An 11,834-nucleotide genomic window follows, 5' to 3' on the forward strand; every position below is an offset into this window, starting at 1 on the left:
GCATCCGGTTCGCCCCCGCCATGCCCCGCCAGAAGAGGGGCGGTGCGCGCCAACGCGGCGCGCACCGTGCTGCCGCCCTGCCCCTGCATGCGCCGTACCAGCGCCATCACCACAGCGGCAGCCATCAGATAGCCGGTGGCGTGGTCCAGCGCCTGCAGCGGCAGGGGCGTGGGCCGGTCACGGCCCAGCCGGTGCATGCCTGCATCGGCAATGCCGGCGCTCATCTGCACCAGGCTGTCGAAGCCGCGCCGCCGCTGCCAGGGCCCGCTCCATCCATAGGCGTTGAGCGACACATCGATGAGCGAGGGATTCAGTCGACGGCGCCACGCGGCCCCGAATCCCAGCCCCTCCAGCGCACCGTCCCGGTAACCGTGGACCAGCACGTCGGCGCCGGCCAGAAGTTGCTCGAACACGGCACGATCCTGGGGCGCCCGCAGGTCCAGCCGGGCGCAGCGCTTGCCCAGCGTGACTTCAGGCACCGTACCCGGCTCCTCCCAACCGGGCGGATCGATGCGCAGCACCTCGGCACCATGGCCCGCCAGCCAGCGCGTGGCGGCGGGACCGGCCAGGATGCGCGTCAGATCCAGCACGCGCAGCCCCTGCAGCGGCCGCTGCGCCGATGGCTGCCACGCACCAGCACTGAAACTGAAGGGCTGGCCCTGCTGAGAATGCATCTGCCACGCCAGCAAAGGCTCCTGCTGCACGGCCTGCCCCTGCGGATGCGCAGCCCAGGCAGCCAGCCCGCGCATGGCGGCAGCACAGCCACCCTGCGCGACAACGGCCGACTCCAATTCATGCGCCGTCCAGCGCCCGACCGCCGTCGCCACAGCCTCCCGGTCGGCCGGTGCGCCGAGCACGGCCAGCGCCGCTGCGCGGTGGTGGGGCGCATTGGTATGCAGGCGGATCCAGCCATCGGCCGTGCGGTAGTCACCGGCCACGGCGTCCCACAGCGCGGGCATCTCCCAGCCCAGTGGATGCAGGCTGCTGCCAAACCACAGGGACGCGAGCCTGCGGTCCACCACCACCTGCGGCGCGGCAGCGCCGCATTGGGCCACCAGCTCGGAGATGGCAAGGCCTGCCACACCCAGGCTGGCCGCCGCCAGATCGGAGACCGGAAACACCGAGGTCAAGGCGCCTTGCCCGCGCATCTCCAGACGGTGCAGCGCGCCCTGGGCGCCTTCCAGTGCCGCCCAGATCTGGGCGGCGCAGTGATCAAAAGCGCAAGGGGATGGAAGACTGGACATGGAGCACTCCTGGCAACGGAAACAAGGGTTGGAACCCGCACCATAGATTTCCAGAAAATATTGTCAATATTGATTAAATAAATCAACATATCATCACATCCATGCCCGACTATCTGAACTCGACCGAAGCCACCGCACTGCTGGGCGTGAGCCGCGCCACGCTGTATGCCTATGTCAGCCGGGGTCTGTTGCACGCCCACGCGGCAGACACGCCGCGCGAAAGCCGTTACCTGCGCGAAGAGGTCGAGCAGCTCGCGCGCCAGCGCGGCCAGGGCCGCAAACCCCGCGAAGTCGCCCAGGCCGCGCTCAACTGGGGCCTGCCGGTGCTGGAGTCATCGATCACGCTGATAGAACAGGGCCGCCTCTACTACCGTGGCGAGGACGCCGTGGACTGGGCACGCTCGCACACGCTGGAAGAGACCGCCGCCCTGCTCTGGCAATACCCGGCCGATGCCGCCTTCGCTGCACACGCCGTGGAGGCCGCCCCTGTGTTGCCCGACCTGCAGCAGCGCATGGCCGGCCAGCCTTGCGAAAACACATTGCTGGCCCTGTTCACCGTCGCCAGCGATGACGCGGCCACTGCCGCATGGCAGCAATCGCCAGAACGGCTGGCGGCAGGCTGCGGAGCACTCCTGCGCCTGCTGGCAGCCTGCCTGCTGGGCACGGCGCCGGACAAGACCCCCATCCACCTGCAATGCGCCCAGGCCTGGGGTCTGGACGCACAAGGCGCCAACCTGGTGCGCATGGCCCTGGTGCTGTGCGCCGACCATGAACTCAACGCCTCCGGCTTCACGGCGCGCTGCGTGGCATCCACGGGAGCCAGCCTGCGGGCGGCCGTGGTGGGGGGCCTTGCCGCCCTGACGGGCGGGCGCCACGGAGGCACGACCGCGCGCGTCGAGGCGCTCTGGGACGAGCTGGGCGAGGCGCAGGCCCCGGCACGCCTGCGCCAGCGCCTGGCGCGCGGCGAGACCCTGCCCGGCTTCGGCCACCACCTCTACCCCGAAGGCGATGTGCGCGCCGCCCTGTTGCTGGAAATGCTGCCCAGGCAGGGACCGGCGGCGGCCCTGGCGGCCGAAGTGATGGCACTCACCGGCCTGGCCCCTTCGGTCGATTTCGCATTGGTGGCACTGCGGCGGCACCTGCAGTTGCCGGCGGGCAGCGCCTTCGGGCTGTTCGCGCTGGGCCGCTGCGCAGGCTGGCTGGCACAGGCGCTGGAGCAGCGCGCCACACGGCAGATCATCCGGCCACGCGCGGCGTACACGGGCCCCAGGCCCGCCGGCTTGGCACGCAACTGAGCACTATGCGATAATGCAGGGCTTTTTCTTGCGGAAAGTACGCTTGATTTGAACCGCTACAAAGGTTGCAGCGGGTCAGGCACGGCTACCGCACTTGCATCAGAAGGAAAGATCATGAAAGAAGGCATCCACCCCAACTACCGCGAAGTTCTGTTCGTGGACCTGTCCAACGGCTTCAAGTTCGTGACCCGCTCGTGCGTGAACACGAAGGAAACCGACACCTTCGAAGGCAAGGACTACCCCCTGTTCAAGCTGGACACCTCGTCCGAGTCGCACCCGTTCTACACCGGCACGCAAAAGTCGGTGGACAACATGGGCGGCCGTGTGGAGCGCTTCCGCAACCGTTTCGGCAAGAAGTAAATCCTGCTTCTCCGGCCAGAAGGGCAGCACGGGCAACCGCGCTGCCCTTTTGTTTTTCGCAGTCCGGCCAATCCCTGCCGGCCAGCCATGTTCCACGCTTTTCGAGGCCCTTGCTTCGCGTATTCTTGCGCCCTCCGTTGCAGAAAGTCCTGTGAGTGAACCAGCCCACCCCTGCCATCGTTGCCCAAAGCGCCGTGCGCCGCCTGCCCCGCTGGTCGCTGCTGCTGCTGTGCCTGGCCTATGTCGTGCCCGGATATGTGGGGCGCAGCCCCTGGCGCATGGCCGACATGGAGGCCTTCGGCTACATGCGGGAGCTGGCCCTGGGCCATACCTCGTGGCTGGCACCGCGCATGGCGGGCCTGCTGCCCGAATCCGAGGGCCTGCTGTCGTACTGGCTTGGCGCACTGGCCATGCAGGGAGCGCCTTCCTGGCTGCATCTGGAGATGGCGGCACGCCTGCCCTTCATCGCCATGCTGGTGCTCACGCTGACGGCCACCTGGTGGGGCGTGTACTACCTGGCGCGCACGCCGGGCGCGCGCCCCGTGGCCTTTGCCTTTGGCGGCGAGGCACAGCCCACCGACTATGCGCGCGCCATGGCCGATGGCGGCCTGCTGGCCCTGGTGGCCTGCCTGGGCCTGGCCCAGCTTTCCCATGAAACCACCAGCTACATGACCCAGCTGGGCTGCGCGGCCCTGCTGTTCTTTGCCGCCGCGGCCATGCCCTATCACGGCCGCACCGCCATGCTGGCGCTGCTGCTGGGCCTGCCGGGCCTGGCGCTGAGCGGCGCGCCGACCGTGGCCACGCTGTTCGGCCTGGGCGGTGCGACCATGGCGTTCTTCTCGCGCACCTGGGGTGACGAGCCCTCGCCCGCGCCGCGCGAGGCGCGCATCTGGACCGCACTGTGGCTGGGCGTCACACTGCTGGCGGCTGCACTGTCCTTGTGGCTGGACCAATGGGCCTGGCGCCTTGTGGACAGCGGCACCGCCAAGGAATGGCAAAGCCTGGTCAGGCTGCTGCTGTGGTTCAGCTGGCCGGCCTGGCCGCTGGCCATGTGGACCCTGTGGGTCTGGCGCCGCCAGATCGCCGCGCCTCGCCGCTATCCCCATCTGGCGCTGCCGCTGTGGTTTGCCGTCATTCCGGTGATCGCTTCGCTGAGCACGCTGCCTGCGGACCGCGCCCTGCTGCTGGGCCTGCCCGCCATCGCCACGCTGGCAGCCTTTGCCCTGCCGACGCTGCGCCGCAGCATCAGCGCCTTGATCGACTGGTTCACCCTGCTGTTCTTCAGCGCCGCCGCCATTGCCATCTGGGTGATCTGGCTCTCGCTGCAGACGGGCATTCCCGCCAAGCCGGCCGCCAATGTGGCCAGGCTGGCTCCGCAGTTCACGCCGGAATTCTCGGTGTTCTCCTTCGCCGTGGCGGTTGCCGCCACCTTGGCCTGGTGCGTGCTCGTCGCCTGGCGCACATCGCGCAACCGCGCCGCCATCTGGAAGAGCCTGGTGCTGCCGGCCAGCGGCGCCACGCTGGGCTGGCTGCTGCTGATGACGCTGTGGCTGCCGCTGCTGGACCACGCGCGCAGCTTCGAGCCGCAGATGCGCCAGGTGCTGGCCGAACTGCCCAAGGACGGCAGCTGCGTGCAAACCTATGGCCTGCCCCGCGCCCACATTGCGGCGCTGCGCTACTACGGCGACATCGACACCCAACGCCTGAGCATGGCCGGCGCCGCCCGCTGCGACTGGATGGTGGCCGAGGAAGAAACCTGGCTGGACCCGCACAGCGCGCGCCTGCAGGGCACCTGGGAAACCGTGGCCCGCGTGGTGCGCCCCACCGATCGCAAGGACTTCCTGCTGGTCTTGAAGCGCAGGCCCGAGGCGAGCCGCGCCCAGGCCAGGCCATGAGCCAGCCCGCGCGCGCGCCACTGGGCACCGAACGGCGCACCATCGCCCAGCACGCGCTGACCGTGCTGGCCGGGCAGCTGGCGGTGATGGCCTTCGGCGTGACCGACACCATCGTGGCGGGCCGCTACGCCGAAGAAGCGCTGGCAGCGCTGTCCGTGGGCTCGGCCATCTTCGTGAGTGTCTATGTCTCGCTGATGGGCATCTTCCAGGCCCTGCTGCCGCTGTGGGCCGAGCATCGCGGCGCCGGACAGCCCGAGGCCATAGGCCGCACGCTGCGCCAGGCCATGTACATGCTGCTGGCCGCCTGCGCCCTGGGCATGGGCGTGCTGCTGTTTCCCGATGCGCTGCTGCGCTGGGCCGATGTGCCGCCACCGCTGCAGGTGGAGGTGCGGGCCTATCTTTCGGTGCTGGCCTGGAGCCTTCCGGCCGCGCTGCTGTTTCGCATCTACAGCACACTGAACCAGGCGCTGGGCCATCCCCTGCTGGTGACCTGGCTGCAGCTGCTGTCGCTGCTGCTGAAAATCCCCCTGTCGATCTGGCTGGCCTTTGGCGGCGCCGGCCTGCCTGCGCTGGGCGCCGAGGGCTGTGCCTGGGCCACGCTGGTGGTGAACTACGCCATGGTCGCCCTCGCATTCGTGCTGATGCGCAGCCAGAGTCTGTATGCGCCCCTGGCGCTGTGGCAGCGCATGGAGCCCCCGAACTGGCCGCAACTGGCGCAGTTCGCTCGACTGGGCGTTCCTGCAGGGCTGGCAATTTTGGTGGAGGTGACCTCGTTCACGCTGATGGCCTTGTTCGTGGCGCGCCAGGGCACGCTGTCCTCGGCCAGCCACCAGATTGCTGCCAATCTTGCGGCTCTGTGCTACATGGTGCCCCTGTCGCTGGCGATTGCCACCAGCGCGCGGATCAGCTACTGGCGCGGCGCGGGGGACGAGGCCATGGCGCGCCGCCTTGTCACCACGGGCTGGCGGCTTGCGGCAACGGGTGGACTGGTGCTGGCCTCGGCACTGTTCCTGTCCCGCGAGGGGCTGGCCCGCATCTACAGCAGCAACCCCGAAGTGGTGGCCACTACCGCCAGCCTGCTGGCCTGGGTGGCTGCCTACCATGTGGCCGACGCAGTGCAGACCTTCTGCCTCTTCGTGCTGCGCTGCTACCGCATCACCGTGGCGCCGCTGGTCATCTACTGCCTGCTGCTGTGGGGTGGCGGACTGGCCGGCGGATACTGGCTGGCCTACGGCACGGACAGCGCCCTGCCCGCCTGGCTGCACCATGGCACGCCCGCCCCGTTCTGGGCCAGCAGTGCCTGTGCGCTGCTGGTGACGGCCCTGGTGTTCAGCGCCATCGTGCGCAAAGCCACAAGCCGCTGAACGGCAACGGCCGTTCACACGGGGCCACGCCTATGCGGCGCGGCTTTCGCGGGCCTCGCCGACTTCGCGTGTGCCTGGGGCCGCGATGCGGACGCGGCTGGCCGGAAAGGTCACGGAAAACTCCGACCCCTGGCCCGGCGCGCTGGTGATGCCCAGCTTGGCGCCATGGCGCTGCAGCACATGCTTGACGATGGCCAGGCCCAGGCCCGTGCCGCCGGTGTCGCGCGAACGGCTGCGGTCCACACGGTAAAAGCGTTCTGTCAGACGCGCCAGGTGCTTGGGTTCGATGCCTGGACCGGAATCCTGCACGGCAAAGCGTGCCGATCCATCAGGCAGGCTCTCCCAGGTCACCTCAATGCGCCCGCCTGCCGGCGTATAGCGCATGGCGTTGGCCAGCAGGTTGGAGAAAGCGCTTTGCAGCTCGGCGCTGGCGCCGGCCACCTCACCGGCCTGCGCCAGCATCTCGGCCGACGGAAAGCTCAGCGCATGCGGCAGGGATTGCTTGCGCGTGAGCATGGAAGACAGGCCGCGCGCCTCGTTCTCGCAGCGCTGCATCAGCTGGGCCACGGGCACCCATTCGTTGCTGCTGGGCAAGGGGCTGCCCTCCAGGCGCGACAGCGCCAGCAGGTCTTCCACCAGATGCTGCATGCGCTCGGCCTGTTGGGCCATCAGTCCCAGGTAGCGGTTGCGCTCCTCGGGCTCCAGCGGCAGGTTCTGCAGCGTCTCCACAAAGCCCACGAGCACGGTCAGCGGCGTGCGGATTTCATGCGAGACATTGGCCACGAAGTCGCGGCGCATGGCCTCTGCCTGCTCCACCGCGGTGACATCGCGCGCCAGCAGCAGTTTGCGCCCTTCGCCATAGCCATACAGCTGCACCGACAGCTTGACGGGCCGCGAGGCCGTGCTTTCGCGGCCCTGCATGACCAGGTCGCGTGAGAAATCCTGGGTGGCGAAATAGGCGCTGAACTCGGGGTCGCGCACCAGGTTGCCAATGCTTTGCAGCAGGTCGCGTTCGGCATCGAAGCCGAACTGCCGCGCCGCAATCTGGTTGCACCATTCGATGCGCCCATCGGCGTCCAGCAGGACCACGCCATTGGGGCTGGCCTGCAGGGCGGAAAGAATGTCGTTGAGGCGCTGATCGCCCTGCTGCACCTGCTGCACGCTTTGGCGCAGCCACCGGCGCATGCGCACGCTGGCCTCACCCCAGATGCCGCTGAGCTCGGGCGCCTCCCGCAGCTCCGACTGGCGCAGCCAGGACAGCAGGCGCATGGCGTTCCAGCTGTCCACCAGCCACCAGATCCAGCCCGCGCACAACGCCCCCGTCAGGGCCGCCACGGCCTGGGCGGCCATGCCGGGGCTGGAGGCGGACATGACGCCCCAGAGCCACCAGCCCAGCAATGCGCCCGCGATCTGGGACGCCAACAAGCGAAAACCTCGCCAACCCATACTTGCGCCTTCTTTGCGTTGTATTCGCTGCCCGGGGCAGCGGCGCCCTGGCATGACCCGCGAAGGCCATGCGTGGATTCATGCGGAAAAAACGACCTCAGGCCAGCGCCTGCGCGCTGAGCCGGTAGCCGGCGCCGCGTACCGTCTCGATCAATGCCCCGGCCATGCCCAGCGCCTCGCGCAGCCGCTTGACGTGCACGTCCACCGTGCGCTCCTCGATGAAGACGTGATCGCCCCAGACCTTGTCCAGCAATTGGGCACGGCTGTGCACGCGCTCGGGGTGCTTCATCAGGTAGTGCAGCAGCTTGAACTCGGTGGGGCCCACCTTGATCATGTCGCCCTGCCAGCTCACGCGGTGCGCGGCGGCATCGAGCACCAGCTCGCCGATATTGACCTTGTCCTGAATCTGCTCGGGCGCACGGCGCCGCAGCACGGCACGGATGCGCGCGAGCAGCTCCTGGGTCGAGAAGGGCTTGGTGATGTAGTCATCGGCGCCCGCATCGAGCCCCGCCACCTTGTCGGGTTCATCGCCGCGCGCCGTGAGCATCAGAATGGGCACGGCCTTGGTGCGGCTGTCCGCGCGCCATTTGCGCGCCAGGGACAGGCCGCTGGCGCCGGGCAGCATCCAGTCAAGCAGGATCACGTCGGGCAGCACGGCATCCAGCTCGCGCTGAGCCGTCACGCCATCCTCGGCCCAGACCGGCTGGAAGCCGTTGTGCCGCAGGTTGACAGCGATCAGCTCCGCGATGGCGGGCTCGTCCTCGACGATGAGGACCATGGGCATCTTCTTCATCCGTTGTTCGCCTCCGGCACTTACAGCACTGCCGACTCAATGGCATCCATGGTCTGGTGACGGACATCCTTGCCCTCCACCAGATAGATGATCAGCTCGGCCACATTCTTGGAATGGTCGCCGATGCGCTCGATGGCCTTGGCCAGGAACAGCAGGTCCAGGCTGGCCGAGATGGTGCGCGGGTCTTCCATCATGTAGGTGATGAGCTTGCGCACGAAGCCGTCGAACTCCTGGTCGATCAGATCATCTTCCTTGAGGATGGCCACGGCAGCCTTGGTGTCCAGGCGCGCAAAGGCGTCCAGCGTCTTGCGCAGCAGGCCCGAGGCCATCTCGGCCGCCGTGCGCAGGTCGCCCGTGGGCAGGGAGCGCGCAGCACCGCTTTCGATGATGGACTTGACCATGCGCGCCATCTTGTGCGCTTCATCACCCATGCGCTCCAGATTGGCCGTGGCCTTGGAGAAGGCGATCAGCAGGCGCAGGTCGCGCGCCGTGGGCTGGCGCCGGGCGATGATGGACGAGAGCTCGTGGTCGATCTCCACTTCCATGGCGTTGACGCGCTTTTCCGCGGCATCGACCTGCTCCACGGCCTCGATGCTGAAGCGCGACAGCGCATAGACCGCCTGGCGGATCTGGGACTCGACCAGGCCGCCGAGCTCCATGACGCGCGCAGAGACGCGGTTGAGTTCGCTGTCGAACTGGCTGGAAAGGTGTTTTTCGTTCATCGATTGCTCCTGCTCAGCCGAAGCGGCCTGTGATGTAGTCTTCCGTTTCCTTGCGCTGGGGCTTGAAGAACATCTGCTCGGTGTCTCCGAATTCCACCAGATCGCCCAGGTACATGTAGGCCGTGTAGTCGCTGCAGCGCGCTGCCTGCTGCATGTTGTGCGTCACGATGACGACGGTGTAGTCGTTCTTCAGCTCGGCAATCAGCTCCTCGATCTTGGCCGTGGAGATCGGGTCCAGGGCCGAGCAGGGCTCGTCGAGCAGCAGCACTTCGGGCTTGATGGCAATGCCGCGCGCGATGCACAGGCGCTGCTGCTGGCCGCCGGACAGGCCCGAGCCGCTTTGCTGCAGCTTGTCCTTGACCTCGCCCCACAGGGCCGCCTTGCGCAGTGCCCATTCGACACGGTCGTCCATGTCGGAGGAGCTGAGGTTTTCAAACAGCTTCACGCCGAAGGCGATGTTGTCGTAGATGGACATGGGAAACGGCGTGGGCTTCTGGAAGACCATGCCCACCTTGGCGCGGATCAGCGCCACGTCCTGCTTGCTGGTCAGCAGGTTCTCGCCGTCCAGCATGATCTGGCCTTCGGCGCGCTGCTCGGGGTACAGCTCGAACATGCGGTTGAAGGTGCGCAGCAGCGTGGACTTGCCGCAGCCCGACGGACCGATGAAGGCCGTGACCTTCTTTTCGGGGATGTCCAGGTTGATGCCCTTGAGGGCGTGGAACTTGCCGTAGTAGAAGTTCAGGTCGCGAACCGTCAGCTTGGAGGAGTTCAGCGCGGTGGAAGAGGTCGCAGTCATTGCGTGATCCTTGTCCTTGTTGATTGCTTATTGCTGCATTACTTCTGGCGGGTCAGGAACCGCGCCAGGATATTGAGACCGAGCACCGCCACGGTGATCAGGAACACGCCGGCCCAGGCCAGTTGCTGCCAATTCTCGTAAGGGCTCATCGCGAACTTGAAGATCGTCACCGGCAGGCTGGCCATGGGCTTGGACAGGTCGGCATTCCAGAACTGGTTGTTCAGCGCCGTGAACAGCAGCGGAGCGGTTTCCCCGGCAATGCGGGCCACGGCCAGCAGCACGCCGGTGATCACGCCGGCACGCGCTGCACGCAGCGTCACCATGATGATGACCTTCCACTTGGGCGTGCCCAGTGCATAGGCCGCTTCGCGCAGGCTGGCAGGCACCAGCACCAGCATGTTCTCGGTGGTGCGGATGACCACGGGAATCACGATCAGCGCCAGTGCCACCACGCCCGCATAGCCGGAAAAGCTCTTGAAGCGCGCCACGACCACGGTGTAGACGAACAGGCCGATCACGATGGAAGGTGCCGACAGCAGGATGTCGTTGACGAAGCGCGTGGTATTGGCCAGCCAGCCGCGCGCATCGTATTCGGCCAGGTAGACACCGGCCATCACGCCGATGGGCGTGCCGACGAAGGTGGCCAGCGCCACCATGATCAGCGAGCCGAAGATGGCATTGGCAATGCCGCCCGCCTCATTGGGCGGAGGCGTCATCTCGCTGAACAGCGCCAGGCTCAGGCCGCCGATACCCAGCGTGATGGTTTCCCACAGGATCCAGACCAGCCAGAACACGCCGAAGGCCATGGCAGCCAGCGACAGGGTCAGCGCCACCTGGTTCACCCGCTTGCGCTTGGCGTACTTGGCCTGGCGCACGCGCGTCAGTTCGGCGGCATTGATCATCTTGGTGGAGGTGCTGCTCACGAGCGGGCTCCTTCATTCTTCTGCAGACGGTTGAGCAGCACCTTGGAGCAGGCCAGCACCACGAAGGTGATGAAGAACAGCACCAGGCCCAGATAGATCAGCGAAGCCTGGTGCAGGCCTTCGCCCGCTTCGGCAAACTCGTTGGCCAGCGCCGAGGTGATGCTGTTGGCAGCCTCGAAGACCGACAGCGAGTTGAGCTGGTTCATGTTGCCGATCACGAAGGTGACGGCCATGGTCTCGCCCAGCGCACGGCCCAGACCCAGCATCACGCCACCGAGCACGCCGGTCTTGGTGTAGGGCAGCACGACCTTCCAGACCACTTCCCAGGTCGTGGAGCCCAGGCCGTAGGCCGACTCCTTGAGCAGGGCCGGCGTGACTTCGAACACGTCGCGCATCACCGAGGCGATGAAGGGGATGATCATGATGGCCAGGATGATGCCGGCCGACAGGATGCCGATGCCCACGGGCGGGCCGGACACGAAGGCTTCCAGATAAGGAACGCCCTGAAACAGCTTTTGCAGCGGCTGCTGCACATAGGTGGAGAGCACGGGACCGAAGACCATCAGGCCCCACATGCCGTAGACGATGGAAGGCACGGCAGCCAGCAGCTCGACGGCGGTGCCCAGCGGGCGCTTGAGCCAGGCGGGCGACAGCTCGGTGAGGAACAGGGCGATGCCAAAGCTCACGGGCACCGCAATCAGCAACGCGATGGCCGAAGTGGCCAGCGTGCCGTAAATCATGACCAGGCCGCCATATTCGTTGCGAACGGGGTCCCAGACGCTGCGGCCCAGAAAGCTCAGGCCGTATTCATAGATGGCGGGCCAGGCGCCGACCAGCAGCGAAGCCAGGATGGCCAGCAGCAGGCCCAGCGTCAGCAGCGCGGCCAGACGCGCGAGAGCGCCAAACAAGCGATCCGCCACGCGCCCCGACAGCATCGGGGGGCGTAGCGGAGAAGGTGTGCGTCGCTGGGAAGCCTGTGCAGAGGCGGCCAGCGAG

Annotated in this window: 11 protein-coding genes; 4 read left to right on the plus strand and 7 right to left on the minus strand. The window is 67.2% G+C overall.

Annotated elements, in window-relative coordinates; all coding sequences use genetic code 11:
• On the minus strand, positions 1–1,244 hold a 1,244-nt coding region (locus tag IAE24_RS24240), incomplete at its 3' end, for a CoA transferase (RefSeq protein WP_200016393.1).
• Positions 1,245–1,345: 101 nt separating this feature from the next.
• On the opposite strand from IAE24_RS24240, the gene IAE24_RS24245 reads away from it, so the two are divergent.
• The 4 genes from IAE24_RS24245 (at position 1,346) to IAE24_RS24260 (ending at position 6,158) form a co-directional block, all read left to right on the plus strand.
• Positions 1,346–2,539 (plus strand): citrate synthase family protein, encoded by a 1,194-nt coding sequence (locus tag IAE24_RS24245; RefSeq protein WP_199961912.1) that lies wholly within the window; start codon positions 1,346–1,348, stop codon positions 2,537–2,539.
• A gap of 114 nt (positions 2,540–2,653) precedes the next feature.
• Positions 2,654–2,899, plus strand: coding sequence for a type B 50S ribosomal protein L31 (locus IAE24_RS24250; protein ID WP_013801474.1), 246 nt, complete (start codon positions 2,654–2,656; stop codon positions 2,897–2,899).
• Between the two features lie 155 nt (positions 2,900–3,054).
• Entirely contained in the window at positions 3,055–4,794 is a 1,740-nt protein-coding gene (locus IAE24_RS24255) for a hypothetical protein (RefSeq protein ID WP_099750753.1), read from the plus strand.
• Positions 4,791–6,158: an MATE family efflux transporter gene (locus tag IAE24_RS24260; RefSeq protein WP_199961913.1), complete on the plus strand. Its 1,368-nt coding sequence runs from the start codon at positions 4,791–4,793 to the stop codon at positions 6,156–6,158. Before IAE24_RS24255 ends, IAE24_RS24260 begins: the two co-directional genes overlap by 4 nt.
• Before the next feature lie 30 nt (positions 6,159–6,188).
• Here IAE24_RS24260 and phoR read toward each other — a convergent pair whose 3' ends face one another.
• The 6 genes from phoR to pstC form a co-directional block, all read right to left on the minus strand.
• Positions 6,189–7,583, minus strand: a complete 1,395-nt coding sequence (gene phoR, locus IAE24_RS24265) for a phosphate regulon sensor histidine kinase PhoR (RefSeq protein ID WP_012206711.1) — start codon at positions 7,581–7,583, stop codon at positions 6,189–6,191.
• A gap of 118 nt (positions 7,584–7,701) precedes the next feature.
• Positions 7,702–8,397 (minus strand): phosphate regulon transcriptional regulator PhoB, encoded by a 696-nt coding sequence (gene phoB, locus IAE24_RS24270; RefSeq protein ID WP_012206712.1) that lies wholly within the window; start codon positions 8,395–8,397, stop codon positions 7,702–7,704.
• Between the two features lie 20 nt (positions 8,398–8,417).
• Complete coding sequence (gene phoU, locus IAE24_RS24275; RefSeq protein ID WP_012206713.1) at positions 8,418–9,119, minus strand: phosphate signaling complex protein PhoU; 702 nt, start codon at positions 9,117–9,119, stop codon at positions 8,418–8,420.
• 13 nt (positions 9,120–9,132) lie between these two features.
• Positions 9,133–9,915, minus strand: a complete 783-nt coding sequence (gene pstB / locus IAE24_RS24280; protein WP_012206714.1) for a phosphate ABC transporter ATP-binding protein PstB — start codon at positions 9,913–9,915, stop codon at positions 9,133–9,135.
• 38 nt (positions 9,916–9,953) lie between these two features.
• The gene (gene pstA / locus IAE24_RS24285; protein WP_034398840.1) at positions 9,954–10,817 is read right to left on the minus strand and encodes a phosphate ABC transporter permease PstA; all 864 of its coding nucleotides are present in this window, start codon (positions 10,815–10,817) and stop codon (positions 9,954–9,956) included.
• 17 nt (positions 10,818–10,834) lie between these two features.
• On the minus strand, positions 10,835–11,773 hold the full coding sequence (gene pstC, locus IAE24_RS24290; RefSeq protein ID WP_012206716.1) for a phosphate ABC transporter permease subunit PstC: 939 nt from the start codon (positions 11,771–11,773) through the stop codon (positions 10,835–10,837).
• Positions 11,774–11,834 lie beyond the last annotated feature (61 nt).

This window comes from Delftia sp. S65 (assembly GCF_016516495.1).
Taxonomy (GTDB): domain Bacteria; phylum Pseudomonadota; class Gammaproteobacteria; order Burkholderiales; family Burkholderiaceae_C; genus Comamonas; species Comamonas acidovorans.

What these genes read in the sequence shown, in the direction of transcription:
- IAE24_RS24245 (WP_199961912.1), top strand. Translation starts at nt 1,346, where the DNA reads ATGCCCGACTATCTGAACTCGACCGAAGCCACCGCACTGCTGGGCGTG.
- IAE24_RS24250 (WP_013801474.1), top strand. Translation starts at nt 2,654, where the DNA reads ATGAAAGAAGGCATCCACCCCAACTACCGCGAAGTTCTGTTCGTGGAC.
- IAE24_RS24260 (WP_199961913.1), top strand. Translation starts at nt 4,791, where the DNA reads ATGAGCCAGCCCGCGCGCGCGCCACTGGGCACCGAACGGCGCACCATC.
- phoB (WP_012206712.1), bottom strand. Translation starts at nt 8,397, where the DNA reads ATGAAGAAGATGCCCATGGTCCTCATCGTCGAGGACGAGCCCGCCATC.
- phoU (WP_012206713.1), bottom strand. Translation starts at nt 9,119, where the DNA reads ATGAACGAAAAACACCTTTCCAGCCAGTTCGACAGCGAACTCAACCGC.
- pstB (WP_012206714.1), bottom strand. Translation starts at nt 9,915, where the DNA reads ATGACTGCGACCTCTTCCACCGCGCTGAACTCCTCCAAGCTGACGGTT.
- pstA (WP_034398840.1), bottom strand. Translation starts at nt 10,817, where the DNA reads ATGATCAATGCCGCCGAACTGACGCGCGTGCGCCAGGCCAAGTACGCC.
- pstC (WP_012206716.1), bottom strand. Translation starts at nt 11,773, where the DNA reads ATGCTGTCGGGGCGCGTGGCGGATCGCTTGTTTGGCGCTCTCGCGCGT.